A 26758-nucleotide genomic window follows, 5' to 3' on the forward strand; every position below is an offset into this window, starting at 1 on the left:
GCGTACCCCAGAACCAGACGGCGGACAGGAGGCCCGTGGCGGCGTCGCCACGGGCCTCCCGTCCGTCAGGTGGTCACGTCCAGGTCGTGACACGCCGTCGTCTCGCCGAGACGCCGCCAGATCCGACGAGACGCCGCCCGATGGGGCGGCGTCTCGTCGGATCGGGGGTGTCCAGCGGACACGACGGCGTCGTGTCAGATCGCGCGGACCGCGTCGAGCAGTTCGGCCACCGGCACGTCGCGGCGGTCGCCCGTCGCACGGTCCCACAGCTCGACGACGCCGTCGGCGGCGCCGCGACCCGCGACGACGACGATCGGCATGCCGAGCAGTTCGGCGTCACGGAGCTTCACGCCGGGCGACACCTTCGGGCGGTCGTCGTAGAGCACGTCGAACCGTTCGCCCTCGAGCTCGGCGACGACCGAGGACGCCAGCTCGTAGGCGACCTGGTCGCGACCCGTGGCGACGATGTGCACGTCGAACGGTGCGACGTTCTTCGGCCAGACCAGGCCCTTCTCGTCGTTGTGGGACTCGGCCAGGATCGCGAGGATGCGGGTCACGCCGATGCCGTAGGAGCCCATCGTCACCGTGGCGAGCTTGCCGTTCTCGTCCTGCACCTTGAGGCCGAGCGCCTCGGCGTACTTGCGACCGAGCTGGAAGACGTGCCCGATCTCCATGCCGCGGGCGGTCTCGAGGGGGCCGGAGCCGTCCGGGGACGGGTCGCCGGCACGGACGTCGGAGACCTCGACGACACCGTCGGCCACGAAGTCGCGGCCGGCGACGAGGCCGGAGACGTGCACGCCGCGCTCGTTGGCGCCGGTGATCCAGCTCGTGCCGTCGACCACGCGCGGGTCGACGAAGTAGCGGATGCCGGTGGCGCTGTCGGCACCGAGGACCTGCGGGCCGATGTAGCCCTTCACCAGGCCACGGTGCTTCTTGAAGTCGTCGTCGCCGGCGGCCTCGACCTCGGCCGGGGCGAACGACACCTCGGCGCGCTTCAGGTCGACGTCGCGGTCACCGGGCAGGCCGACGACCACGACCTCGCGCGTGCCGTCGAGGTGCGTGAGCGCGAGGACGACGTTCTTCAGCGTGTCGGCCGCGGTCCACGGTGCGCCGTCGCGCGGGGCGACCTGGTTGGCGTGGGCGACGAGGGTGTCGATCGTCGGGGTGTCCGACGCCGGCAGGAGCACGGGTTCGGGCTGGCCCTCGATCGGCAGGGACTCGGGGACCGGGGTGACGTACGCCTCGACGTTGGCCGCGTAACCGCCGGCGCTGCGGACGAAGGTGTCCTCGCCGACGCCGATCGGGTGCAGGAACTCCTCGGACTTGGAGCCGCCCATCGCGCCGGCGTCGGCCTTGACGATGACGTAGTCGAGGCCCAGGCGGGCGAAGATCTTCTCGTACGCATCGCGCATGACCTGGTAGCTGCGCTCGAGCCCCTCGTCCGTGAGGTCGAACGAGTAGGCGTCCTTCATCGTGAACTCGCGGCCGCGCAGGAGGCCGGCGCGGGGCCGGGCCTCGTCGCGGTACTTGTCCTGGATCTGGAACAGGGTGACCGGCAGGTCCTTGTAGGACGAGTACAGGTCCTTCACCAGGAGCGCGAACATCTCCTCGTGCGTGGGGGCGAGCAGGTAGTCGGACCCCTTGCGGTCCTGCAGGCGGAACATGCCGTCGCCGTACTCGGTCCAGCGGTTCGTCGCCTCGTACGGCTCACGCGGCAGGAGCGCTGGCAGCAGGACCTCCTGCGCACCGGCTGCGACCATCTCGTCGCGGATGATCGCCTCGATCTTGGCGCGCACCCGGAGGCCGAGCGGCAGCCAGGCGAAGATCCCCGGGGACTGGCGACGGACGTACCCGGCGCGGACGAGCAGCTTGTGGCTCGTCACCTCGGCGTCGGAGGGGTCGTCGCGGAGCGTACGGAGGAACAGATGCGAAAGCCGTGTGACCACGGGGCAAGCCTAGTGGCGGCGGGCTGGCGGCGCGGGCTCCCTACGGTGTCCCCGCCGCTGTGCGCGAGGATCGCCGCTCGGCACGGTGCGAGGTTCGCCGGATCGTGCGGCACGAGCCGCTCGGTGCGCGCCTGCAGGCTCGCACGGGGCGATCAACCCGGCTGCCGCTCGCGAAGTCCGCACCGTGCCGACGGGACGCACGTCGACCAGCCGCGCCGGGCCTCCAGGCCGTTCCCCGGTGCGGCAGGCGCGTCGCCGACGTCGCCGACGTCGCCGGCGTCGCCGGCGTCGCGGAGCAGCGCTGCACGGTGCGGGGTTGATCGGCAGGTGCGGCACCAGCCGCTCCGTGCGCGCCTGCAGGCTCGCACGGGGCGATCAACCCCACACGGAAGCGCGAAGCCCGCACCGTGCAGACCGGCGCCGGCACCAGCACCGCACGACGACGGACCGGAGGCCCGGTGCCAGCTGGCACCGGGCCTCCGGTCAGGATGGTGGTCGCGCCTACGGCGCCATGATCACCTGGGGCGTGCCGGTGGCGGCCGCGGGACCCATCTCGTCCGCGATGCGGTTCGCCTCGTTGATGAGCGTCTGGACGATCTCGGCCTCGGGCACGGTCTTGACGACCTGGCCCTTGACGAAGATCTGCCCCTTGCCGTTGCCGGAGGCGACGCCGAGGTCGGCCTCACGCGCCTCGCCCGGTCCGTTCACGACGCAGCCCATGACGGCCACGCGGAGCGGGACGGTCATGCCCTCGAGCCCCTTCGTGACGTCGTTCGCGAGCTGGTAGACGTCGACCTGGGCGCGGCCGCAGCTGGGGCAGGAGACGATCTCGAGCTTGCGCTCCCGCAGGTTGAGCGACTGCAGGATCTGCAGGCCGACCTTGACCTCTTGCGCGGGCGGGGCCGAGAGCGACACGCGGATGGTGTCACCGATGCCCTCGGCCAGCAGGATGCCGAACGCGGTGGCGCTCTTGATGGTGCCCTGGAACTCCGGCCCGGCCTCGGTCACACCGAGGTGCAGCGGCCAGTCACCAGCGGCGGCGAGCTGGCGGTAGGCCTTCACCATGACGATCGGGTCGTTGTGCTTGACCGAGATCTTGAAGTCGTGGAAGTCGTGCTCCTCGAACAGGGAGGCTTCCCACACGGCGGACTCGACGAGCGCCTCGGGGGTGGCCTTGCCGTACTTCTGGAGCAGGCTCGGCTCGAGCGACCCCGCGTTCACACCGATGCGGAGCGAGACGCCGGCGTCCTTGGCAGCCTTGGCGATCGCGCCGACCTGGTCGTCGAACTTGCGGATGTTGCCCGGGTTGACGCGGACCGCCGCGCAGCCGGCGTCGATCGCCTGGAAGACGTACTTCGGCTGGAAGTGGATGTCGGCGATCACGGGGATCTGCGACTTCTTCGCGATGATCGCCAGCGCGTCGGCGTCGTCCTGCGTGGGCACGGCGACCCGGACGATGTCGCAGCCCGACGCCGTGAGCTCGGCGATCTGCTGCAGCGTCGCGTTGATGTTGGTGGTCTGCGTCGTGGTCATCGACTGCACGGACACCGGGGCGTCGCCGCCCACGAGCACCTTGCCGACCCGGATCTGCCGCGACTTGCGACGCGGAGCGAGGGTTTCGGGGGACTTGGGCATACCGAGGTTGACTGCGGGCACGTGAGCACTCTACGCGCTCGGTCTGACCATGCCTGCTCCGGCCCCCGTGGGTCCGTTCAGAGCTCCCTGACCGAGTCCACGACCGTGATGAGCGGGGCGTAGAGCCGCATCACCGCGAGGGCCCGGTCGTGGTCCGCGTCGCTGGCGCCGGCGCAGGCGTCGGCCACGACCGTCACCGTCGCGCCGGCATCCGCCGCCGCCAGCGCGGTCGACAGCACGCAGCAGTCGGTCGACACCCCCGTGAGCACCAGGTGCGGATGGTCGCCGACGACGGCCTGGAGGCCCGTCCCCCACTTGCCGAAGGTCGGTTCCGTGACGACGGGGTCGTTCCGGTCCGCGGCAGCAGACGCGAAGGGCTCGGTGAGCGCGTACAGCGGGTCGGCGTCCGGGAGCAGAGCGAATGGCCATTCACGGTAGTACGGCACCCACGCACCCTCGGGCTGGACCGGGGCGACGAAGCGGGTGAAGACCGTGCGACCGGTGAACCGGGGCAGGAGCCGTTCGATGCCGGCGCCGGCGTGGTCGAAGCGCGGTGCCGCCCACGGGTTCTCGCCCGTGAAGACCTGCTGCATGTCGATGACGACGAGCCAGGCGTCGTCGGGGACCTCCGCGCTCATCGCAGGTCGTCCGGGGTGCCGAGTGCTTCCGGGGTGCTCAGTGCTTCCTGACGGCGGATCGACCCACGCGCGAACAGCAGCGTGCCGAGGAACCCGACCAGCAGGGCCACGAGCACGCCGAGGTTCGCGTACGCCCAGGCCCCTCCGCGTCCGCCGAGTCCGAACGGGCCGAGCAGGTAGCCCTGCCAGTTCAGCCACGCGGGGACGCCGTACGTGTTCGTGACCAGACCCCAGCCGAGCACCGTGCCGAGCACGACGAGCGCGATCGGCAGCCACCGGACGTCTCCGTAGCGCCCGCGGCGATCGTCGAGCTCCGCCTCGGCGTAGGCGCGACGACGGAGCAGGACATCGGCGACGAAGATGCCGGCCCACGCGGCGATCGGCACCCCGAGGGTCACGAGGAACGCCTGGAACGGCTTCACGAAGCTCTCCGAGAAGAAGGCGATGTACACGGCGCCGGCGACCATGAACGCGCCGTCGACCCCGGCGGCGACCGGCCGCGGGATCTTCACGCCGGCGCTGAGCAGCGCGAGGCCCGACGAGTAGATGTCGAGGACGGCTCCCCCGACGAGCCCGAGGATCGCCACGATCGCGAACGGGACGAGGAACCAGATCGGCAGGATCGTGGTGAGCGCGCCGATCGGGTCGTCCTGGATCGCCGCGTTCAGGTCCGGCGAGGACCCGGCGAGCAGGACGCCGAAGACCACGAGGATCGCCGGTGCCAGTGCGCCACCGAGGGTCGTCCACCCGACGACGCCACCGGTGGACGCGCCCCGCGGCAGGTACCGCGAGTAGTCGGCGGCGGCGTTCACCCAGCCCAGGCCGAACCCGGTCATCACGAGCACGAGCGCCCCGATGACGTTCTGGGTGCTGCCGGACGGCAGGGCACCGAGCGCCGCGAAGTCGATCGTCGGCGCGGCGAGCACGATGTAGACGACGGTCAACACGGCGGTGACGACGGTGATCACGGTCTGCAGGCGCATGATCACGTCGAACCCGGCGATCCCGGCGCCGACCACGAGCGCTGCGACGACGATCAGCGCGACGACCTTCGTCAGCACCCCGCCGTCCCAACCGAGCTCGGTGAAGACGGTCGAGGTCGCCAGGACCGCCAGCGCGGCGAGCGAGGTCTCCCACCCGACGGTGAGGACCCAGCTGAGGAACGAGGGCACCCGGTTGCCGCGGACCCCGAACGCCGCTCGGCTCAGCACCATGGTCGGCGCCGAACCGCGCTTGCCGGCGATCGCGACGATGCCGCACAGCAGGAACGAGAACACCACCCCGATGACCGAGACGATCGTCGCCTGGGCCAGCGAGATACCGAACCCGATGACGAACGACCCGTACGCGATGCCGAGGACGGAGATGTTCGCCGCGAACCACGGCCAGAACAGCCCCCTCGGGGAGCCCTTCCGATCCGACTCGGCGATGACGTCGAGCCCCTGTCGTTCGACGGCGCGAACCTCGGGAGGGTTCGTGGCGGCTGTGCTCATGCGCTGAGCGTAGTGGCTCCGAGCGCTACCCGAACAGGTTCACAGGTCGGACGATGTCGGCGTAGATGAGCAGCGCGCTCATGCCCGCCAGCAGCACCACGACGACCATCGTCAGCGGCATCGTCTTCGCCAGGTCGATGGGCCCCGGGTCGGCCTTGCCGACGAGCTTGAACGACCGTCGTTTGATCGCTTCCCACAGCGCGCCCGCGATGTGCCCGCCGTCGAGCGGCAGCAGCGGCACCATGTTGAGCACGAACAGGCCGATGTTGAGCGAGGCCAGCAGCCCGAGGATCGTGTACGCCTTGTCGACCACGGGGACACCGCTCATCGACGAGACCTCCCCGATCGCACGACCGACACCGACCACCGACACGGGGCTGTCCTGCGACCGCTCCTGCGCACCGAACGCGGCGTTCCACACCGCGACCAGACGCTGCGGCAGGTCGATGATCAGGTGCGCCGACGCGGCGATCTGGGCGCCCGTCGCGGGCAGGACCGCGGCCGGGGACTGCCGCACCAGGGACTGACCGATGCTGACGCCGACCACGCCGACGCGCTGGGTCTTCGTGGTGCCGTCGTCGTTCTTGACGACCTTCCCCTCGGCGTCGTAGACGTCACGGGTGGCGGTCGTCGGGGTGATCTCGAGCGTCTTCCGCGCGCCGTCGCGGTCGACGACCACGGTGACCTGCTCACCCGCGGACTCCTGGAAGACCTGGGAGACGCGCGTGATCGTGGGGTCCTGCTCGCCGTTCACCGAGAGCACGACGTCGCCGGACTCGATGCCGGCCTGCTTCGCCGGGGACACGGCGTCGCCGGGCGAACACTCGGTCGTCCGGCTGTTCGGCAGGACGCAGCCGACACTCGACGTGAAGGTCGTGGTCGGTGCCCCGAACCCGCACAGCAGCACGCCGAACAGCACGATGCCGATCACCAGGTTCATCGCCGGGCCTGCGACCATCACGATGATCCGCTTCCACGGCGTCAGGCGGTAGAAGGCGCGGGAGTCGTCGCCGCCGGAGTCCGCGATCTGCTCGGCGCTGGCCTGACGGGCGTCCTGCACGAACGCGCTGTACATCCCCGTGTTCGTGATCTCGCGGCCCGAAGCGCGCGGCTTGAGCATGCCCACCATCGAGATGTACCCGCCCAGCAGGATCGGGCGGATGCCGTACTCGGTCTCACCCCGCTTGAACGACCACATCGCCTTGCCGAAGCCCAGCGAGTACTGCGTCACCTTGACGTTGAAGAGCTTCGCGAAGGACAGGTGCCCCAGCTCGTGGAGTCCGATCGAGACCAGCAGGCCGATGATGAAGACGACCACGCCGAGGACGAAGAGCAGGACGGATTCGACGGTCACCGGGAAAGAGTACGGGACTGATTCCATGACGGAGCCGAGCGCCGTCTGCGAGGCGAGCTGGGCCTCCAGGCCGGTGCGTCACGTCCGCGGTCTGCCGCCTCCGCGTCGGACGGGAGGCGCGACCCGCGTCAGCGGGTCAGTGCGCGGTCCGCAGCGGTGCGCGCACACTGCTCCGCAGCGAGCACGCCGTCGAGTGACGGCTCCCCCGCGGTGTGCTCCTCGACGACGCGCTCGACCGTGTCGACGATGTCCAGGAAACCGATCGCGCCGGCGTGGAACGCGGCGACGGCCTGCTCGTTCGCGGCGTTGAACACGGCCGGGAACGTCCCACCCAGTTCGCCCACCCGCTTCGCGAGGGCAACGGCTCCGAAGGCGTCCTGGTCGAGGGGCTCGAACGTCCACGTGCTCGCGGTCGTCCAGTCGAGCGGGACGCCGACGCCGGGCACGCGGTCCGGCCAGGCCAGGCCGAGCGCGATCGGCAGCCGCATGTCCGGCGGCGATGCCTGGGCGATGGTGGAGCCGTCGACGAACTCGACCATCGAGTGCACGATCGACTGCGCGTGCACGGTGACGTCGATGCGGTCGTACGGCACGCCGAAGAGCAGGTGCGCCTCGATGACCTCGAGCCCCTTGTTCACCAGGGTCGCGGAGTTCGTCGTGACGACGAGTCCCATGTCCCAGGTGGGGTGCGCCAGCGCCTGGGCGGGGGTGACGTCGCGGAGCTGCTCACGGGTGCGCCCGCGGAAGGGACCGCCGCTCGCGGTGAGGACGAGCCGCTGCACCTCGGTGTCGGCGCCGGAACGGAGCGCCTGCGCGATCGCGGAGTGCTCGCTGTCGACGGGCACGATCTGCCCGGGCGCCGCGGCCTGCTGCACGAGCGAGCCGCCGACGATCAGGCTCTCCTTGTTGGCGAGGGCCAGTGTGGCGCCGCTCTCGAGCGCCGCGAGCGTCGGCCCGAGGCCGACCGAGCCCGTGATGCCGTTCAGGACGACGTCGGCCTCGACGCTGCGGATGAGCTGCTCCGAGTCCGCCGCACCGAACGCCGTGTCGCGGACGCCGAACCGGGCGGCCTGCTCGGCGACCAGTGCACGGTTGCTGCCGGCAGTGAGCCCGACGACCTCGAACCGGTCGGGGTTGCGGGCGACGACGTCGAGCGCCTGGGTGCCGATCGAGCCGGTGCTGCCGAGGACGACGATGCGCCGACGCTCCGGACCGGCGCTGCCGACGCGGTCGTCCGTCACGGTCAGCCCTTGGCGAGGATGTCGACGACGAAGACGAGCGTGGCGTTCTTCGGGATGCCCGAGCCCTCCCGCGGGTTGGCGCCGTAGGCGTCCTCCGGCGTGGCGACGATGAGCACCTGCGAGCCGACCTTCTGGCCGACGAGCCCGGTGACGAAGCCCTTGATGAGCGCGCTCTCCGAGACGGTGAAGGTGGTGGGGACGCCCTTCGACCACGAGGAGTCGAACTCCTTGCCGGTGTCGTAGACGACGCCCTTGTACTGCACGAGCGCGGTGTCGCCGTCGGCGATCGCGGCGCCGTCGCCCTGCTTCAGCACCTCGACCGTGGTCTTCGTGGGTGCCTTCACGCCCTTCGGGACCGTGATCTCCGGCTCACCGGAAGCCTTGTCCTTGACCGTGGGCAGTCCCGGGTCCTGGTCCTGCGGGGTGCCGTTCGCCTTGGTCGGGGTCTGCGCGACGACGTCGGCGACCACGACGATCTCGCCGCCGGTGTTGAAGCCGAGTGCGGAGGACTGTCCGACCGCGGCGATCCGGTCGCCGACCTTCGAGCAGGCCAGGAGCGCGCCGAAGCCCTTGCCACCGACGGAGAGCACCTGCGGGTTGCCCTCGTCGAAGCCGACGGTGCCGAGCTTCTTGGCGTCGGACGCCTCGTACACGCTGTAGGAGACCTGCGCGTAGTCGCCCTCGTCGAGGGACGCGCCCTTGCCCTGCACGAGCCGGGTGGCCTGCGGGGTCTTGGCGGACAGACCGGACGCGAACTTCACGCTCGGCGCCTGCGCTCCCCCGAACGCCCCGGTCGCCTTGATCGAGTCGGACGACTTGCCGGGGTCGGGGCACGAGGTGATCGCCGAGGCCGTGGCACTGGCCGACGGGGTCGGCGAGGCCGAGGGCCCGCTCGAACCGGAGCCGGAGCAGGCGGCGAGTCCCAGCACGACGGCGGGGACGATGGCGATCGGGAGCAGGCGGAGACGCTTCACGGGAACCTAGTCTGCCCCACCAGCCGAAGAGTCCCCTGCCAATGACGCAGGTCGGACGACCAGCTGCGGCTCGTGGTGCACCGGGAACGCCACCGACCGCGCGATGAAGCAGAGCTCGTTGGCCGTGGTGTGCGCGGCCTCGGCGTCCGCCACCCGGTCGGCCTCGAGGATCGTGACCACCGGGTGCAGGGTCGCCTCGGTCAGCTCGCCCGACCCGTCGCGGTTCAGGCGGAGCGACGCGGTCGCGGTATCCCGGTAGTCGACGACGGTGAAGCCCTTCGTGACCGCGACGTGCAGGTAGCTGAGCATGTGGCACTGGGCCAGTGCCGCGACCACCATCTCCTCGGGGTTCCAACGATCTCGGTCCCCGCGGAACGTCGGGTCGGCGGAGCCGGGGACGTCGGGCTTGCCGGTGGCCGAGACGACGTGTTCGCGGCCGTAGTCGCGGTACCCGGAGGTGCCGGTCCCGCGGTCGCCGGTCCAGCTGACGGAGACCTCGTAGGAGTGGTCGTGCACGGGTGCGCCCCTTCGCCTTGGCTAGCATGGCGGCATGACGGTGAGCCCCGAAGTCCGCAGTGATCGCCATCCTCTCACCGCCGACGGTTCCGTCGAGTTGGCGGTGCTCGAACGCTCAGGGTTCGACGAGAGCCGACACGTCGGAGCCGGCGTCGTCGTCGACGCGACCGGCACGGTGATCGACTCCGTCGGCGACGTGACCGCGAGCATCTACCCGCGTTCCACCATGAAGCCGTTCCAGGCGCTGGCGGTCCGACGAGCCGGTGCGCTGTTCTCCGACGAGGAGCTCGTCCTCACCACCGCGAGCCACGCCGGCACCGCCGCGCACCAGGCGCTCGCCCTGCACATGCTCGAGTCCTTCGACCACGTCGAGGCCGACCTCGGTTGCCCGCCGGACATGCCCTTCGACCGCGGGACCGCCCGCACGATGGACGGCCCCCGCCGACTGGCCATGAACTGCTCCGGCAAGCACGCCGGCATGCTCGCCGCCTGCCGGGTGAACGGGTGGGACGAAGCCACGTACCTGGACACGGAGCACCCGTTGCAGCAGCGGGTGCGTTCCGTGGTCGAGGAGTACACGCACGAGACCGTCGACCTGGTCGGCACGGACGGCTGCGGCGCTCCCGTGTTCCCACTGACCCTGACCGGGCTCGCGCGCGGGTTCGCCGGGGTCGTGGCACGGGCCGACGACGACTCCGCCGCCCTGACCGACGCGGTCCTGGCCCACCCGTGGGCGATCGACGGCGTCGGACGTGCGAACACGGTGACCATCGAGCGGCTGCAGGTGCTCGCGAAGTTCGGTGCCGAGGGCGTCATGGTCATGGGGTTGCCCGGCGGTGCGGCGGTCGCGGTGAAGGTGCTCGACGGCTCGCAACGGGCCGGCACCCTGGCAGCCCTGGCCCTGCTCGAGCGCAACGGGCTCGTCGCGGCCGACGGGGTGGCCGACGTGCTCGAGGCGACCGGTGAGCGGGTCCTCGGTGGCGGTGTGCCCGTCGGGACGGTGCGCGCGGGCGCCGGACTGCGCTGATGCTCGGTCGTCGCTGATCGATCGGCGCCCCCGTCCGGCGCGCTTCCTCAGCCGGTGCCGACGGGGTCGAGGTCGAGCAGCGGGAGCGCCGGGGCGACCCGGACGACGTCGTGGTCGTCGGATCGGCGGACGGAACAGCCGTACCGCGTGACCTCGACGGTGACGTCCCGGTGTCGGGGCACCGATCCGAGCCCGGCCACGAGCACCACGGTGCCGAGCGGTCGGCCGCCCTCGTCCATCCACACCGCGACCGAGGTGCCCCGCGGCAGGGTGCGCGGCGAGGGCTCGTCGGTGGTCGGTCCCCCGGCGTCGAGGAGTCCGGGTGCGGCGGCCCACCGCAGGTCGTCCCCGTCGTGGACGGCAGCGGCACGGAGCTGCTCGGCGAGCCCGCGGAACACCGCGAGAGCCAGTGCCCCGGTCCCGACGACCGCGACGTGTGACGTCGCATCGACCCGGACCACGTGATCGCCGGGACCGTGTCCGAGGACGAGTGTGGGTGACCCACCATCGGCGTCGGGGACGAGGGCCGGCGGCTGCAGCACGTGGAGGCGTTCCGACGTGTCAGGAGGTGTGCCCGGAGCACCGACCCGGTCGGGGATCGACGGCGCGACCACCACCACCGGACGGTCCGCCGGGAGCGCCGACGCGGAACGGTGGAACACCACGTCGACCAGGGCGCAGCACGCGCCTGCGCCGAGCAGGACACCGTGCCCGACGCCGCTGAGCGGCGCGAGGACGCCGACCACGACGAGCGCGACCGCGGCCCCCACGACCACGCAGCGAGCGGTGAACCGGGACATGTCCCCATCGCACCAGGAAACGGGTGCCCGGCGTTGGCCCGGGAGCGGATCTGTGGAGAAGTGCCCTACTGCACCAGGAAGAACTGCTCACCGATGTCGACGCGCGCGCCCCGCTCGACGCGGTACCGGCGACCGGGCTCGCAGCGGCGGATGGATCCGTCGATGTGCCGGACGACCGTGCCGTTGCCGGAGAACCGGTCCGAGACCCACAGGTCATCGCCGTCCCGGCCGAGCTCGAGGTGGGTCTTCGACACGGACTTGCCCGGATCGTGCACGGTCAGCAGGTCGTCGTAGCGCTCCCCCGGCTGCGGTCGGGGCAGTCGACCGAGAAGCCCGGTGCCGTGCACGCCGAGTCGCTCACCCGTGCTGAAGTGCAGCACGAACGGAGCCCGGGTCGGGGTCTTCGCGACGATGCGGGTCTCGTCGACGTCCTCGTCGAGGTCGTCGACTCCGGCGTTCGAGTCCGGCCGGTCAGCAGGTTGCAGGGGCAGCGCCGGTCCGGTCACGCCCGGGATCGGGGGCAGGGGCAGGGGCGCAGCGAGCGGTGCGCCCGTGGTCGTGGTGGACGGCGCCGAGGACGGCGCGGCGACGGAACCCGGCACGGGTGGGATCGGCGAATCCGCGACGAAAGGCGCCCCGCGCGGTGGCTCCGATTCGGTCTCCGGTGCAGCGTGCGCCCCGCGGGGGCGTCCGCTCGGACTCGACTGCTCCACGTCGGCGGGGACGGACTCGTCGTCCGCCTGGATCTCGTCATCCGGCTCGTCGAGTGCTGCGTCGTCGGCAGACCCGTCTGGGTCCGCGGGCTCGTCCGCACTGCTGTCGTGCCCGTCTGCCTGGTTCGTGGCGGTGCTCGCCTCGGACGTCTCGGTGCCGGCGGTGTCGTCCGCTGCCCAGTCGGGCCGGGTCATCGGCAACGGCATGACCGGGCCGGTGAAGGCCGCGGTCACGGCGGGCCGGACCGCCCCGCACTCACCGCAGAAGATGTCGTCCGGCTCGAGCCGGTTGCCGCAGACGTGGCAGATGGTCGTCTCGTGCATGCCCGGTGTGACGAGCGGGGCCGGACGCGGCGGACGGCGGTCGATCAGCGGTTCGACCACGGCGGTGTCCCCGGGCTGCGGGGGCGACACGACGGGCGACTGGTCGTCATCGGCAGCGGTCTCCGAGGCGGCGACGGTCAGGTGGTCCGGCTCCGGCGCGGAAACGACCGGCGCGTCGGACGCACGCGCGGAAGCCGGAGCGTCTTGCTCGGCGACCGGTTCGGACGGTGCTCCCGGCATGGGCGGGACGACCGGCTCGGCGGGTGCCTCGGCGGCGGCAGGTGCGCCCCGGCCCACCCACCAGGACGGACCGGCGGGTGCTGCCGGCGGTGCGGAGTCGGCTGGCGGTGCCCAGACGGGCAGGGCGGGCTCGGGCGCGACAGGCGCGACGGGAGCGACGGGAGCGGCTGGCGGAGACGGCACCGACTGTTGCACGGTGGGCGCATCGGCGTCGTTCGCCGGCGCCGCGGGTGTCGCGGGTCGACCGGGTGCCGGGGCGATCCGGGTCCGCTCGGGGTCGTCGGCGTCGAGCGGGTCGGACGCGTAGGCGTCGGGGTCCAGGACCGGCTCGGCCGCTGACCGGTCCGCCGCACCCGACCAGTCGTCGAGCCCCGACCCGGCACCGTGCACGTGCGAGGGCGCCTGTCGTGGGGCGAGGTCATCGGGACGCTGCACCGGCACGGGGGCCGGCGGTTCCTCGCCGCGGCGGTCGGCACCGGTGAGCCAGGCACGGGTCGCGGGGTCGAGCGTGGATTCGGGCAACCAGGCGTCGGAGGCGGGGTCCGATCGTCGGCCGTGCGCGTCGGGCTGCTGCAACGGCGGCGGCGGTGCCTGCTCGACGGGGGTCGGCGCGACCGGGCGACGGCTCGCCGCAGCGGTGACCGCGCGGCCGCACTCACCGCAGAAGATCGCCCCGTCCGGGAGCATCGATCCGCAGTGTTCGCATCTGATCACGTGGTGCCTCTGTCCTCACTCGGCCGACCACGACGCTCGTCCGGCCTCTGGACATCGTAGTCGCCGCGCCCCGGTGCACCCTGGCCGCCGGTCCCCCGACGAGCCCGCGCCGTCGGACGCCGCAGCGTTCCCCGCAGGGACCGGAGCGAGACCGCCGTACGGAACCGCTCCCGGCGGGTGCGGTCGCGGCGCAACGAGCCGATCGCGTCGTCGGTCGCGGACCACATGCGGTCGGCGGTGGTCTGGTCGGGGTCGCTCGGTCCGAACACCGCGCGGTCGGCCAGCGCAGCGAGTCCGGTACCGCCCTCGCCGGGTGCGCCGACGACGGCTTCACGACGGGTGGCGGAACGCCGCACGTCATGCCCACGGTCGAGCAGCTGGTCACGGTACTCGTCCCAGGCACCGACGATGCGGCCCCGCGGCGAGGCGGCGTTCCGCCGTCGGCGCCGTCGCAGTCGCTTCAGCAGCACGATCACGGCGAACGGCAGGAGCACGAGTGCGACCACGCCGAGGGTCCCGAGTGCCCAGGGCAGCACCGCGAGCAGGATCTGGAGCCAGAGCGGCTGCACCGGCGGCGTGTTCCGGTCACTCTCCGGAGGCGCCTGCTGGTCCTGGTCCTGCTGGTCCACCGGAGGCGGCGGCACGACGGTCTCCGGCCGGGTCACCGGCTGCGGGGTCTGCTGCTGCTCGTTCGGGATGTCGCGCACCTCGGGGTTCGGGTTGAGCATCACCCATCCCCACTGCGCGGTGTCCACCTCGATGCGAGCCGTCACGTCGGACCCGCGGAAGGTCGTCGTCCCCCCGCGCTGTGCGGTGCCGTTCCGGCCAGAGTCTCCCCCGGCGGTGAAGCCCATCACGACCCGTGCGCGGAACCCGATCTCGTCCGCCATGAGTGCGGCGGCCGCGGCGTACTGCTCCTGGTCGCCGATCATCAGGGGTGCGGTCAGGAGCTCCTGGACCCGGTCGGCGCCGTGGCCCGACCGGCTCTTCCGGTCGTCACCGACACCGTGGCTGACGTACCCGTTCCGCTGCAGCGCCTGCAGCGCGGCGAGGAGCTTCGCCCCGGGCGCCGACACGTCCTTCGTGGTCGACTCCACGGTGTCGCGGACGGCGTCGGGGACGTCCCGCGCGGTGGGCACGGCAGCGCTCCCCGGCCGGGCGGTGGCGAGCTGCCGTTCGGTCGGCTGGTCGGGCAGCACCGCGGTGAGGTCGTAGGAGGTGCCGTCGCCGACGCCGCCCACCACCGCGCCGGTGCTGGTCGACCCGTTGTAGAAGAACGCGCCGCGCTCGTCGTCGGCGTCCTTCCCGGTGAACTGCACACGTTCCAGGTCGCCGACGGTGGGCAACCAGACGCCGCGGTAGCCGTCGACGGTCACCCCGACGTCGACCGTGGTGCCCCGGACACCCCGGACGTCGACCGCGGTCGGCACCCGTTCAAAGGTGCCCGAGCCGGCCGAACCGTCGGACCCGCCGACACGGTAGACCACGCCGTCGTACGTGTCGAGCGTCGCGATGCGGACGAACCCGTCCTTCGGCAGACCGGTCACCCGGAGCTGGGTGGCGTCCGATGCCGTCGACTCCTCGTAGGCACGGAACCCGCTGAGCGGACTGACGTAGTCGCGGGGGTCGAACGGCTTCACGACGTCGGTGCGCGCGACCGTGCGGTCCCCGGACGGCGGAGCGACCAGGCCGAGACCGGTCGCCACGACCGCCGCGGCCACGATGGTCCCCGTGCCGACGAGCGCCGGACGGACGATCGACCGCGCGACCGGCACACGGGAACCGATGGTGGTGGCCACCGCGACCGCGCGACGCGCGTGCCGCACCGTCAGCGCCCAGACGAGCGCGATGCCGACCAGGACGACGGCCGTCACGATCGACGTGTCGAGCCGGCTCGGCCCGACGACCACGCCCACCGCGAAGAGCACGAGTGCCGGGATGCTCGCGAGTTCCTGCCTGGAGGCGCGGGTCGCCACGCTCACGGCGGTCACCGTGGCGACGAGCAGCGTCACGAAGTACGGCACGAGCAACGCTTCGTACGACCCCACGGGCAGGCTGATGGTCACCAGCTGCTTCCAGCCGAGGGCGACGCCCGCGAAGAGGTCGAGGAATCCGCGCCCGGTGGGCAGCAGGCCGTTGGCCTGACTCGGCACGGCGGCGGGGACACCGCTCACCGTGAAGGCGGCGACCGTCGCGATCGCCACGACGGCCGTCGGCAGCCGGAACAGGGTGCCGAGGAGCGCGACGACCGTCCCGATGACGATCGCGGTGACCGCCGCGGTGAGCATCGCTGAGTCGCGGTACACCGGCCACCACGACGCGCTCGCGACGGCCAGCAGCAGCCAGACCGCCAGGGTGCCGCCGGCGAGCCGGAACGGGACGAGACGTCGGGCATCGCGACGGTCCGACCGTCGCGTGGAACGCCTCGCCCGGTCCGCCGAGGGTGCCGGGGTGGTCACGGGTGCGGCGCTCACGCTGCCGACGCCGATCGGTGCAGGGCGTGCCGGAGGTCGTCCAGGTAGCCGATGGTCATCACGGTCAGGCCGGCGACCCGCAGGAACCGGGGCTGGGCCTCGGGCTCGCAGATCACCGCGACGACCTCCACCCCGACGGGGAACCGGGTTGCGGCGAGCCGCAGGGCGGGCAGGCCGACGGTGGACCCCACCACGAGGAACGCGACGGAGATGCCCTCGGTGTCGCTGCCGACGATCCGCGAGACCTCGGCGATGGGCAGGCAGGCGTCGGCGAGGCCGACCGAGGCGAAGTCGTCGAGCAGGCGCGTGGGCGTCACGGTCGGGAGCGTCCGCACGGCGTAGACGGCGCGCTTGGCGAACTCCGGGGTGCGCTGCGACACCACGACCGAGACCTCACGGCCGTCACGGATCGCCCGGGCACCGAGCGACGCCGCGGCGCTCACCGCGAGCTCGAACTCCTCGTCGTCGGCGAACTCGCCGCGGGCGATGCCGAGCGCGACCACGAGGTGCGAGCGTCGGGTGTCCTCGAACTGCCGGACCATGAGCGCGCCGGACTTGGCGGTCGACTTCCAGTGGATGGTGCGGGGGTCGTCACCGGGCATGTACTCGCGGATCGCGTGGAAGGCGATGTCCGACGGCGACAGGTCGGTCGTCGCCTGCCCCTCGAGGTCGCGCACCAGGCCCGTGCTCGTCGACGGGATCGCGATCGTGCGCGGGTGCACGATGACCTGCTCGCGGGCGGTCCAGACGACCTCGCGGCGGACGAGCCCGACCGGGTCGGCGCGGACCCCGGTCACGGGACCGACGTCGAGCACCCCGCGGCGGAGCGTGGGGACGGGAACCTGCCGCTCGAACGTGCCCTGCGGCCCGATGGCGGGGATCGCCACGTCCACGAGGCCCGATCCGACCGGCACCTCGACGGTCGTCGGCACCGACGGCAACCGTGTGGGGTTCTCGGCCGTGACGATCACACCGGCCTCGTCGCCGACCGCTACGCGGTGCTGCGGCAACCGCATCCGGATCGCGAGCCGCGACCGGCCGATCAGCGCCACCGCAGCGACGACCGCGAGCACCGCACCGGCGAACCCGACGACGACGATCTCCCGCAAGCCGAACCGGTAGCCGGCCACGAACGCGACGAGCGTCAGCGCGGCGACCGTCCACCCGAGCCCGGTGACGACGGACGAGACCTCGCCCCAGAGACGCAGGACGAGCCTCCAGGCCGTTGCCCAGAGCCGGACGATCCCGATGACCGCATCCGCTGCGACGCCGTCGCGGTCACCGACGATGCGCGTCCGGACGTTGGTCATGCCGGTGACGGTCCCCGTGCGCTCGTACGCCGTCGTGCCACGACGCGACCGCGTCGAGGACGGACGGCGCGAGCGCGTGGAGACGGACCGGCGGTCCGTCACGTCGTGACTCGGTCGGCGGGCGGCGGGGTCTCCACCAGCAGCTGTGCGATGACGCTCGGTGCGCTGACGCCGTCGAACTCGGCCTCGGCGTCGAGCACCAGGCGGTGTGCGAGGACGGGGACCGCAAGCGCCTTCACGTCGTCCGGGGTGACGTAGTGCCGGCCGCTCAGCGCCGCGAGGACGCGGGACGCGCGGATCAGGCCCATCGCACCGCGGACGCTGACGCCGAGTCGGACCTCGCTCGCCGAGCGGGTCGCGTCGACCAGGCGGGCGACGTAGTCGGCGATCACGGCGTCGACGTGCACGGTGCGCGCCAGGGCCGCCATCTCGGTGATGGTCGCGGCGGGCACGACGCTCGCCAGCGGGACCGACGCCGAGGGAGCCGACGAGGTCTCCAGGATCTTCACCGTCGCGGCGTGGTCCGGGTAGCCGATCGACGTCTTCATCAGGAAGCGGTCGAGCTGCGCCTCGGGCAGGCGGTACGTGCCGGCCTGCTCGATCGGGTTCTGGGTCGCGATGACCATGAACGGCGCAGCGAGACGGTGGTTGACGCCGTCCACCGTGATCGCGGACTCCTCCATCGCCTCGAGCAGCGCGGACTGGGTCTTCGGGCTGGCACGGTTGATCTCGTCGGCGAGCACGATGTTCGCGAAGACCGGCCCGCGGTGGAAGTCGAACTCCTGCGTCCGCTGGTCGTAGACGCTGATGCCGGTGATGTCACCCGGCAGCAGGTCGGGGGTGAACTGGATGCGGTTCGTGGTTCCCTGCACGCTCTGCGCCATCGCCCGGGCCAGGCTCGTCTTGCCCGTGCCGGGGACGTCCTCGAGGAGCAGGTGTCCCTCGCTCAGCATCGCCGTGACCGCGAGGCGGATCACGAACGTCTTCCCGAGGAGCACCTGCTCGACGTTGGTCACGATGCGTCCTGCGACGTCGGCGAACCAGGTGGCCTGCTCCGGGGTCATGCTCATGCGGGATGGTCCTTCGGTCGTGGCTGGAGGTGCAGCAGAGGGCTGGTCGGGGCGGCGGTGGTCAGCCGCCGGGGGCGGGTTCCGGGGCCGGTTGCTCTGGCGGAGGTTCCGGGGCGGCTGCGACCGGGAACGGTTCGGTCGCTTCGCCGGCCTGGGTCGAACCGGATCCGTCCGTCGCGCTGACGTACGCGCGGACCTTGACGGACTTGGCGAAGAACGGTGGTTCGGGAGGAGTTTGCCCGGCGTCCCAGCTCGATGTCGTGGGGAATCCGTCACCGTCGTCGCTCGCGTACCAGTACGCGGTGTACCGCACCGTGATCCCACTGCCGCTGGGGCCCGTCACGGCGATCGCCTGTCCTTGCTGGGCGGTCGTCACCGTCAGGTTCGCATCGAACGCGGTGGCGTTCCCCGTCCAGGAGTCAGCATCAGACGTGCAGAAGCTGCTCCCTGGGCCGCCGCATGCGCGGAGGGTCAGGGGTGCTGAGACGTTGCGGGCGCCGGACCCGGGCACGCCCGTCCACGTCTGACCAGGCTGGAGCGTGATCGGCTGTCCGCCGGTCTCGAGCTGGTAGTGATGTGCAGGCCGCGACGGGGCGGTGACGCTCACGTTCCAGAGGTTGGTGCCAGCCGGCACGACGCCAACCGAGGTTCTGCCGGTACCCGACGGGCGTTCGTAGGTCACGGCGTCGACGTACTCGACGTTGCAGAAGTAGCCGTTGGTCACGGTCACCGCGTACCGGGTCGACCCACCGCCGACACCCGAGTCGCGCGTCGGACTCGAGCTGCCGAGTGAGTTCGAGGAAGGCGAAGCGCAGTTCACGTTGCCGGAACGGAACACGGCGTAGCGGAGCCCCGAGCCGCCCGCGGCATCACCGGCGCTCCAGGTCACGGTCACGGTCGACCGACCCGAGGAGTCTGCCTGGTCTCCGGCGACCGCCTGCAGGTTCGTCGGCTTGCCGGGCGTCCCGACAGCGCTGCCGGTCGCGGACGCGGAGTTCCACTGCACGACGGTGCCGTTGCGGTCGGCGTCGTTGCGGGCCGACACGGTGACCTTGTACTGGGCAGCACTCTGCGCACCGGTGAACGAGGTGTTCGTGGCGGTCCCGGTGTGGCGAGTTGTCGACAGGCCCGGGCCCTCGATCGAGACGATGTAGTCGTCGACCGCGCTGCCGTTGTTCGGCGCGGACACCTTGCCCCACTTGACGTCGAGCTGGTTCGGCGTCGACTTGCTCGGCGTGACGGTGATGCCCTTCGGCGGTGCCGGCACGAAGTCCGCGCTCACCGGGGCCGAGCGGGCCGAGGGCTTCGAGTCGCCGATCGCGTTGGTCGCCACGACCTGGAACCGGTAGGACGCCTTCGGGTCGAGTCCCGTGAGCGTGCACACCGTCGCGGTGCCGCAGTTCTTCGAGACACCGTTGGTCCCGACGACGCGGTAGCCGGTGATGGGCGAGTTGTTGCCCTGCGGCGTCGACCAGGTGAGGGTGGCCTGGCCACCGTCGTAGGAGCCGGTCCGGCTGGGCGCACCGGGGGCATCGGGAACGTCCTGCACCGAGATCGTGACGTCGCCCCAGACGTAGCGGTCGGGATCGTTCGTCGCGTCCGCCACCTGGTACTGCAGGTGGGCGTCGCCGGGCTTCGCTGTGGCTGCGACCGAGACCTGCAGGCGGGTGCGGTCACCGCTCGGGGTGACGGTGACACCGCTCGGCAGCCCGCCGGACAGTCCGCGGATGTTCACCACGCGCAGACGCTCACCCGGGAACGGGTTGGTCGGCTGGTCGTTCGTGAGCACGTCGATGGTGGTGGTCGCCCCGCGTTTGGTCACCGATCGGTCGGCGCCGGGCTGCACCACCGGTCGCGTGGAGGCGACGACACCGACGGTGACCGTCCCGGCACGCCCGGCGTTGGCGTCGTCGGCGACACCGATCCCGACGGACGCCGTCGTGTTCTTCTTCGCGGTGTCGGCGACCGAGATCGTGAGCTGCTGCTTCGCGATCGACGCGGTCGTCCCCGCTGCGGGCCGCCCGACGATCGAGTACCGGAGTTCCGGCAGGTCCTTCGGGTACGGGTAGTCGGTCAGCTTCGTGAGGTCGATCTTGCGGGTCTCCCCCGGCTGCATCTCGACCGAGGAGCCCGTGAACGCCGGCGGCTGGTTCGACCGGGGCGTCACCGTGATCGGCAGCACGAGTGTGGCGACGCGTCCCTTGCCGCCGTTCGCCGACGACCCGTCGGTGACCTCGAACGAGATCGACGCCCTGCCGTAGTAGAGCTTCGCCGACGTGAACTGCAGCGTCGACGAGTCCACCACGAGACTCTGCCCGTTGGCGTGGGTGGCCTTGACCGTGCCGCGGTCGGTGATCTTCGCGGTCTTGCCGTTCGCGGTGACGACGAAGTCCTGCAGCGGGATGCGGACGGTCGCCTCGCTCTTCACCGTGACCGCGCCCGCGCTGCGGTTGATCTGGGGCAGGGCATCGTCGAAGCCCGGCACGTTGATGAAACCGTAGGACACGATGTCCGGATGGTCGATCCGAGCGACCGAGAACGGGATCACCTGCGAGTCGTCGGTCAACCGCACGGTGATGCGGCCGTCGTCGGTGGGCTTCGCCGTGTCGCCGTAGCCGGGGACGACGCCGACCCGCAGGTCGGCCGCGGTGCCCTCGGCGAAGAAGACGTTGTCGAGCACGTCGACGGTCACGCTCTGCCGGTGCAGGATGTCCTGCAGGTCGAGGGTGGTGTCGTCGACCTCGGGCCGGAGCGGCTGGGCGTCCGGGTCGACGGTCACCGTGAGGAAGGCCGTGCTCGATCCCCCGCTGGTGTTCGCGACGGTGTACAGGACCGCGAAGTCACCGCTCTTCGCCGACTTCGGGGGCGTGACGCGGATCTGCTGCTTGCGGAGGATCTTCGCGGTGACGTCCTCTGCCGTGGGCTCCGCCTGTGCGACGGTGAGCTGCCCACCCTCGGGGTCGGAGTCGTTCTGCAGGACGCGCACCGTGACCGAGCCGCCCGGCCGGATGGTGACGTGGTCGGCCTCGGCCACGGGGTTCGACGCCTGCTCGGCGCGCGGCGCGATGCCGACGCGCACGGTGCCGCTCGCACGGGCGCCGAGAGCGTCCACCACGGTGTAGGTGAACTCGTCGGTGCCGGCTGAGTAGTCGCCGGCCTCGTAGGTCAGGGCGTCCGCGGCCACGTCGGTGACCGATCCCTTGTCGGGGTTGGAACCCACGCCGACGAGCTGGACGGAGTCGCCGTCCGGGTCGATCCCGTTCAGGGGCACGCTGACCCGCACCGACGAACCGGCGACGACGCGCGCGGTGACGGTCTGCGGGACCGGCGGGTTGTTCGTGGCGGCGTCGCGCTCGCGCACCGAGATCGACACGGCGGCGTCGGCGTACTGGCCGTCGGGCCCGGCGACCCGGTAGACGGCGGTGTAGTTGCCCGGCGTCTTCGGGGCGAGGTACCGCAGGTGGTCACCGGAGACGAACAGCAGCCCGCCGTCGCCCGGCACGTTCTGCACCAGCTCGGGCTGCAGCGTCAGCGGCTCGCCTTCTGGCTGGGTGTCGTTGTCGAGCACGTCGATGTTCGCGACGTCGCCGACACGCACCGTGGAGCTGTCCGGTTGGGCGACCGGTGGCTGGATGCGGTCGGGCTTCGGGATCTCGACGACGGTGATCGTGCCAGGGGACGACGCCAGGCCGTTGGTCTCGGTGTACCCGAACGAGACCGGTCCGTCGAGCGGTGCCGTGAGGGTGACCCGGACCGTGTGCTGGTCGAGGATGCTCGCCTGCACGCCGCTGCCGCGTCCGGGGCCGTCGAGCGCCGTCACGAGCAGCACGCCGCCCGCCGGGTCGATGTCGGTCGCGGTGACGTCGGTGTCCTTCGAGGACAGGGTGTTGACGAACACCGTCTTCGGCGTGGTGATCGGCGCCGTCGACGCGTCCGGTGGCGCGAGGACGGTCACACGGACGATGCCGCTCGACGTCTTCACGCCGTCGGTCACCGTGTACTCGAGCTGGTGGTCGCCCGCCCGTTCACCCTGCACGCGGAACGTGCCGGCGTCGTAGCTCGGGGTGACGGTGAGGCCGGACGCCGAGGACACACTCGTCAGCGTCACGGTGCCGTTGCCGCCCCGCACGTGGTCGAGCGGCTCGACCGTGAACGCCTTGCCCGCGTAGCCGGACACGGGGAACGGATCGGCACGCAGCGGGACGGTGCCCTGCTTGGCCACCCGGACCGTCACGGCGCCCCGGCCGTCCGCGCGGCCGTCGCTCACGACCAGCTGCACGGACCGTTCGCCGGTCCGACCGCTGTCGTTCCGGAAGTCGAGCAGACCGTCGGGCGTGGTGGACACCCGGTCGCCGTTCGACGCCGTGGCCGACTCCAGGTACACCGGGTCGCCGTCCGGGTCGACCCAGTCGCCGAGGACGTTCGTCACGACGTGCCCGTTCTGGACGACGTCGGCAGAGGTGTCGCGCACCTGCCGCGGTGCTTCGTTCTGGCTGTCGGGGCGGACGGTGACCCGGACGGTCGCGGTGTCGGAGCCGCCGTTGCCGTCGGTGATCGTGTACGGGAACGTCACGGTTCCGGTGGCGCGCGACGACAGCGTCACCTGGAGGCGTTGACCGTCGCCGACGATCGCGACGCGGCCGGCGGACTTCGAGATGGTGCCGACCTTGCTCACGATGATCGGGTCACCGTTCGGGTCGTAGTCGTTGAGCAGGACCGGGAGGCTCGTGGTGCGTCCCGGACGAGCGCCCAGTTCGTCGTCGACCGCGACCGGCGGCTTCTGGTCCTTGTCGACCTCGGGGTCGTCGTCGGAGACCTGCTCCCGTTGCTGCTGGTCGTCCCGCTTGATCAGGTCGGCCCAGTTGTCGATGAGCTGACCGCTCCGGTCGATGGCCCAGGAACGGCCGCTCGCCGGGTCGTTGGCGACGACGGTGTCGCCGTTGTGCAGGATCTGCAGTTCGCTCGTGCCGCCGGTGCTCGCCAGCCGCTGCAGCGCGTTGCCGTCGCAGGTGTCGATCGCCTGTCCGCCCGCCCATGCCGCGTAGGTGCACGATCCGTCGACGTAGGGCCGGGCGGCGCGTCCGGAGACCTGGAGCGCGGTGGCGTCCACGGCACCGGAGGCGCTGACCCGGACCAGGCCCGCTGTGCCGGCGACGGTCACCTGGGCCGTCGTGTCCGACGAACGCTGCAGCGCCGGCGACGAGCCCACCCGGTCACCGAGCTCGACGGTGCGGCCGTCGACCGACAGGGCACCGCTCGTGCGGTCGAGCACGGCGAGGTGCCCGTCGAACGTCGCGACCTGGAAGTCGTCGCCGCGGTCCATCTTGACCTTCCACCGTTGGTCGACGGTGAGTGTCGTGCCGACGTCGACGAGCGATGCCGTCCCGGTCTTCGCGGAGTAGACCGCGACGTGCCCGTCGGAGGCGTCGAAGACGGTGTCGGCGCCGAGGGTCAGGTCGGCCTTGGCCGACGCGTCGAACTCGGCGAGGTCGCTCGCGGGTGTGGCCCAGAGCTCGCCCGTGTCGGCATTGCCGATGACCGCGGTGTCACCGGCGAAGAAGACATGTGGCGTCCCCGCCGGCAGGGTGATGGCGTCACCGACGGTGGCGTCGGCGACGTTGACCTGTGCGACGGTGCCCTTCGTCTCGTCGACGCTGTAGACGGTGGATCCACGCTGCAGCACCGAGAGGTCGTCGCTGGCCGTCTCGACCGCGGTGTTGAGCTGCAGGATGCCGGTGTTCGCCCGTCCGACGGCGCCGTACTCGGCAGAGGGCACCCACACGGTGCCGTCCCCGAGGTCGACGCGCTGCGTGTGGTACCCGGTGGACACGATGGCGGTGGTCGCGACGACGGCGGCGACGAGCACCGAGACGCCCGTCGTCACCGCGGCGGAGCGGTGCTTCGCGAGGAGGGCGCGGATCACCCGGCGCTCCCGATCGTCGCGCACTTCTGCGCACTCGCAGCGCCCGTCTTGCCGTCCCGGTTCACCGCGACGGCGATGCACTCCTCGTCGCCCCGGTCACCGGAGACGACGAAGGTCGTGCCGGTCTGCTGGCTCGAGGAGCCGTTCGACGAGATGACGTAGGTGTCGCCGCTGCGCAGGCCCGGGTCGGTCCAGCTGAACGACACCGACTGCGGGGACGTCTCGGCACGGAGTTCGGCGACGACGGGGATCGCCCCGGCGCCGAGTCGTCCGACGACGACGACGACCGTGGCGACGGCGAGGGCGGCGACCACGACGACGGTGAGGGAGGTCGCCCAGACCAGGGTCGAACGGCTCCGGCGGCGGCTCCGCGTCACGGAACCGGTGCGGTGCACCGTGCCGACGCTGTGGCCGCCGCCGGCCACGACACCGCCCTGCACGGCGCGTCGGGTCCGGCGGCGGCCACCGACACGGGTCGGCGGCTGCAGCTCACGGATCATCGTGCGGTCGCCGTGTGGGGTCGGTGTGGAGATCGCCCAGGCCTCGACCGCGACGTCGGCGGACGTCTGCGGGATGCCGAGCTCGGCCTCGACCTGCTGGAACCCGCGCACGAGCTCGATCACCGACGCCGGGCGCCCCTGCGGCTTGCGCGACAGTGCCGAGGCGAGCAGTCGCTCGAGCGAGGGCGGCACGTCGGTGCGTCCGGTGGGCTTCACCCCGCCCTTGTCGATCCGGTGCATCAGGTCGTTCGCACCGTTCTTGCCGCCACGGACCTCGAACGGGCTGCGCCCCGCCAGGAGCGAGTAGACGGTGGCAGCGAGCGAGTACACCTCGGACTGGATAGTGCCGCGCGACTCGTCGATCAGGACCTCGGGGGCCGACCACGGGATCGACATGCCGATCGGCTCGTCCGGGTCGGTGCCGCCGATGGTCGCGGCGATGCCGAAGTCGGAGAGCACGGGGTTGCCGTAGGCGGTCAGCAGGATGTTCGACGGCTTGATGTCGCGGTGCAGCACGCCCTCGCGGTGTGCGGTCTCGAGGGCGGATCCGATGCGGATGCCGATCGACAGCACCTCGGAGACCGGGATCGGTTCGCGACGGTACCGCTCGCTGAGCGACGACGAGCAGAGCTCCATCACGAGGTACGGGCGACCGTCCGCCGCGACGCTCGCCTGCAGGACGGTGAGGATCGACGGGTGCGTGCTCAGCCGTGCCATCAGGTTCGCCTCGGCCTGGAACATCTGCCGGACACGGTCGTCGACGACCTCGTCCAGCAGCACCTTGACCGCGACCTGGCGCCGGGGCATGTCCTGCTCGTAGAGGAAGACGTCGGCGAAGCCACCGGACCCGAGGACGTGCACGGGACTGAAACCGCCGATCACGGGCGGGTTGGACGGCAGGCGTCTCGCCATGGTCCTCTCCTCCCCCCGGCCGAGCGGCCAGCTCTCTCGACGTGGCCATGTCATTGTACGAAGCGTGGGTGACCGACATTCCGCACGTCGGTCCCCCACCGGTCGACGTGTTCCCCCAGTTCGGGGGCCAGCTAGTGCCGCGGCAGCGTGTCCTCGAGGTCACCGTCGTCCGGTGCGGCGTCGACCTGCAGCACCACCACGGTGACGTTGTCCCGGCCCCCGGCCACGACGGCGTCGCCGACCAGGCGCTCCGCCAGGTCCTGCGCGCCCGGCTCGCGTGCGGCGATCCGGGCGATGCCGGCGTCGCCGAGCTCCTTGGTCAGCCCGTCCGAGCAGACGATGTAGCGGTCACCGGCCCGCAGGGGCAGGGTCCACCAGTCCGGCGCCGGCGGCTCACCGAAGCCGACGGCTCGCGTGATGACGTTGCTGTCGGGGTGCTGTTCGGCGTCCTCGGCCCGCAACAGGCCGGCGTCCACCATCTCCTGCACCACCGAGTGGTCGACGGTGACGCGACGGAGCACGCCGTCCTCGATGCGGTAGGTACGCGAGTCGCCGACGTTGAACACGAGCGCCGCGGGCTGCCCGAGCGACGCCACGAGTGCGATCCCGGTGACCGTGGTACCTGCGCCGATGGCGTTGCCGCCGGCTGCACGCTCGATGTCGGCCGTCGCCAGGAGCAGGGCACGCTGGATGCCCTGCCGCGTGGTGAACGGTTCCGCGGTGACCTGTTCGAGCCGACGCACGACCGCGTCGCTGGCGCGGTCGCCTGCCAGGTGCCCGCCCATGCCGTCGGCGACGACGAAGAACGGCGCACCGACGATGTAGCTGTCCTCGTTGTGGTCACGCCGTCGACCGACGTCGGTCGCGGCTCCCCACGAGAGCGTCAGGGTGGCGCCGTCGGCACCGGGGACGTCGATGGCGTGCGCAGTGGCTGCTCGGCCGAGTTCGGTCACG

17 protein-coding genes are annotated in these 26758 nt (G+C 71.7%); 1 reads left to right on the forward strand and 16 read right to left on the reverse strand.

Going from position 1 to position 26758, the window contains the following annotated elements; all coding sequences use genetic code 11:
* Positions 1–194 precede the first annotated feature (194 nt).
* The 8 genes from MXD64_RS10080 to MXD64_RS10115 all read right to left on the reverse strand — a co-directional run bounded on the left by MXD64_RS10080 (position 195) and on the right by MXD64_RS10115 (position 9797).
* Positions 195–1946, reverse strand: coding sequence for a proline--tRNA ligase (locus tag MXD64_RS10080; RefSeq protein ID WP_262117627.1), 1752 nt, complete (start codon positions 1944–1946; stop codon positions 195–197).
* A 501-nt stretch (positions 1947–2447) separates the two neighbouring features.
* A complete protein-coding gene (gene ispG / locus MXD64_RS10085) occupies positions 2448–3602 on the reverse strand; it encodes a flavodoxin-dependent (E)-4-hydroxy-3-methylbut-2-enyl-diphosphate synthase (RefSeq protein ID WP_171907786.1) in 1155 nt (384 codons plus the stop codon).
* Positions 3603–3658: 56 nt separating this feature from the next.
* On the reverse strand, positions 3659–4219 hold the full coding sequence (locus MXD64_RS10090; protein ID WP_017885726.1) for a cysteine hydrolase family protein: 561 nt from the start codon (positions 4217–4219) through the stop codon (positions 3659–3661).
* Entirely contained in the window at positions 4216–5712 is a 1497-nt protein-coding gene (locus MXD64_RS10095) for a purine-cytosine permease family protein (protein ID WP_214563189.1), read from the reverse strand. Before MXD64_RS10095 ends, MXD64_RS10090 begins: the two co-directional genes overlap by 4 nt.
* A 25-nt stretch (positions 5713–5737) precedes the next feature.
* Positions 5738–7066, reverse strand: coding sequence for a M50 family metallopeptidase (locus tag MXD64_RS10100; protein WP_175470761.1), 1329 nt, complete (start codon positions 7064–7066; stop codon positions 5738–5740).
* A 128-nt stretch (positions 7067–7194) separates the two neighbouring features.
* A complete protein-coding gene (gene dxr, locus MXD64_RS10105) occupies positions 7195–8307 on the reverse strand; it encodes a 1-deoxy-D-xylulose-5-phosphate reductoisomerase (RefSeq protein ID WP_263136374.1) in 1113 nt (370 codons plus the stop codon).
* A gap of 2 nt (positions 8308–8309) precedes the next feature.
* Positions 8310–9281, reverse strand: coding sequence for an FKBP-type peptidyl-prolyl cis-trans isomerase (locus MXD64_RS10110; RefSeq protein WP_071251714.1), 972 nt, complete (start codon positions 9279–9281; stop codon positions 8310–8312).
* A 6-nt stretch (positions 9282–9287) separates the two neighbouring features.
* Positions 9288–9797, reverse strand: a complete 510-nt coding sequence (locus MXD64_RS10115; protein ID WP_017885731.1) for an OsmC family protein — start codon at positions 9795–9797, stop codon at positions 9288–9290.
* 34 nt (positions 9798–9831) lie between these two features.
* Between MXD64_RS10115 and MXD64_RS10120 the strand changes: the two genes are divergently transcribed.
* Positions 9832–10824 (forward strand): asparaginase, encoded by a 993-nt coding sequence (locus tag MXD64_RS10120; RefSeq protein WP_159558007.1) that lies wholly within the window; start codon positions 9832–9834, stop codon positions 10822–10824.
* A 47-nt stretch (positions 10825–10871) separates the two neighbouring features.
* On the opposite strand, the gene MXD64_RS10125 is transcribed toward MXD64_RS10120, so the two are convergent.
* From MXD64_RS10125 to MXD64_RS10160, 8 genes are all read right to left on the reverse strand, one after another.
* Complete coding sequence (locus tag MXD64_RS10125) at positions 10872–11624, reverse strand: hypothetical protein (protein ID WP_263136375.1); 753 nt, start codon at positions 11622–11624, stop codon at positions 10872–10874.
* Positions 11625–11689: 65 nt separating this feature from the next.
* Complete coding sequence (locus MXD64_RS10130; RefSeq protein WP_411512246.1) at positions 11690–13615, reverse strand: zinc-ribbon domain-containing protein; 1926 nt, start codon at positions 13613–13615, stop codon at positions 11690–11692.
* A complete protein-coding gene (locus MXD64_RS10135) occupies positions 13612–16089 on the reverse strand; it encodes a DUF3488 domain-containing protein (RefSeq protein ID WP_263136377.1) in 2478 nt (825 codons plus the stop codon). The genes MXD64_RS10130 and MXD64_RS10135 overlap by 4 nt, the downstream gene beginning before the upstream one ends.
* Positions 16086–17399, reverse strand: coding sequence for a DUF58 domain-containing protein (locus tag MXD64_RS10140; RefSeq protein WP_056069134.1), 1314 nt, complete (start codon positions 17397–17399; stop codon positions 16086–16088). Before MXD64_RS10140 ends, MXD64_RS10135 begins: the two co-directional genes overlap by 4 nt.
* 98 nt (positions 17400–17497) lie before the next feature.
* Positions 17498–18469 (reverse strand): AAA family ATPase, encoded by a 972-nt coding sequence (locus MXD64_RS10145; protein WP_027465773.1) that lies wholly within the window; start codon positions 18467–18469, stop codon positions 17498–17500.
* Positions 18470–18530: 61 nt separating this feature from the next.
* On the reverse strand, positions 18531–24392 hold the full coding sequence (locus MXD64_RS10150) for an Ig-like domain-containing protein (RefSeq protein WP_263136378.1): 5862 nt from the start codon (positions 24390–24392) through the stop codon (positions 18531–18533).
* On the reverse strand, positions 24389–25804 hold the full coding sequence (locus tag MXD64_RS10155) for a serine/threonine-protein kinase (RefSeq protein ID WP_263136379.1): 1416 nt from the start codon (positions 25802–25804) through the stop codon (positions 24389–24391). The genes MXD64_RS10150 and MXD64_RS10155 overlap by 4 nt, the downstream gene beginning before the upstream one ends.
* Before the next feature lie 131 nt (positions 25805–25935).
* The gene (locus MXD64_RS10160; protein WP_017885739.1) at positions 25936–26757 is read right to left on the reverse strand and encodes a PP2C family protein-serine/threonine phosphatase; all 822 of its coding nucleotides are present in this window, start codon (positions 26755–26757) and stop codon (positions 25936–25938) included.
* Position 26758: the final 1 nt, after the last annotated feature.

It is taken from the genome of Curtobacterium sp. Arg-1 (genome assembly GCF_025643395.1).
Classification (GTDB): domain Bacteria; phylum Actinomycetota; class Actinomycetes; order Actinomycetales; family Microbacteriaceae; genus Curtobacterium; species Curtobacterium poinsettiae.

Coding starts and splice junctions, on each gene's coding strand:
- MXD64_RS10090 (WP_017885726.1), bottom strand. CDS start 4,219: ATGAGCGCGGAGGTCCCCGACGACGCCTGGCTCGTCGTCATCGACATG.
- MXD64_RS10095 (WP_214563189.1), bottom strand. CDS start 5,712: ATGAGCACAGCCGCCACGAACCCTCCCGAGGTTCGCGCCGTCGAACGA.
- MXD64_RS10120 (WP_159558007.1), top strand. CDS start 9,832: ATGACGGTGAGCCCCGAAGTCCGCAGTGATCGCCATCCTCTCACCGCC.
- MXD64_RS10125 (WP_263136375.1), bottom strand. CDS start 11,624: ATGTCCCGGTTCACCGCTCGCTGCGTGGTCGTGGGGGCCGCGGTCGCG.
- MXD64_RS10140 (WP_056069134.1), bottom strand. CDS start 17,399: ATGACCAACGTCCGGACGCGCATCGTCGGTGACCGCGACGGCGTCGCA.
- MXD64_RS10145 (WP_027465773.1), bottom strand. CDS start 18,469: ATGAGCATGACCCCGGAGCAGGCCACCTGGTTCGCCGACGTCGCAGGA.
- MXD64_RS10155 (WP_263136379.1), bottom strand. CDS start 25,804: ATGGCGAGACGCCTGCCGTCCAACCCGCCCGTGATCGGCGGTTTCAGT.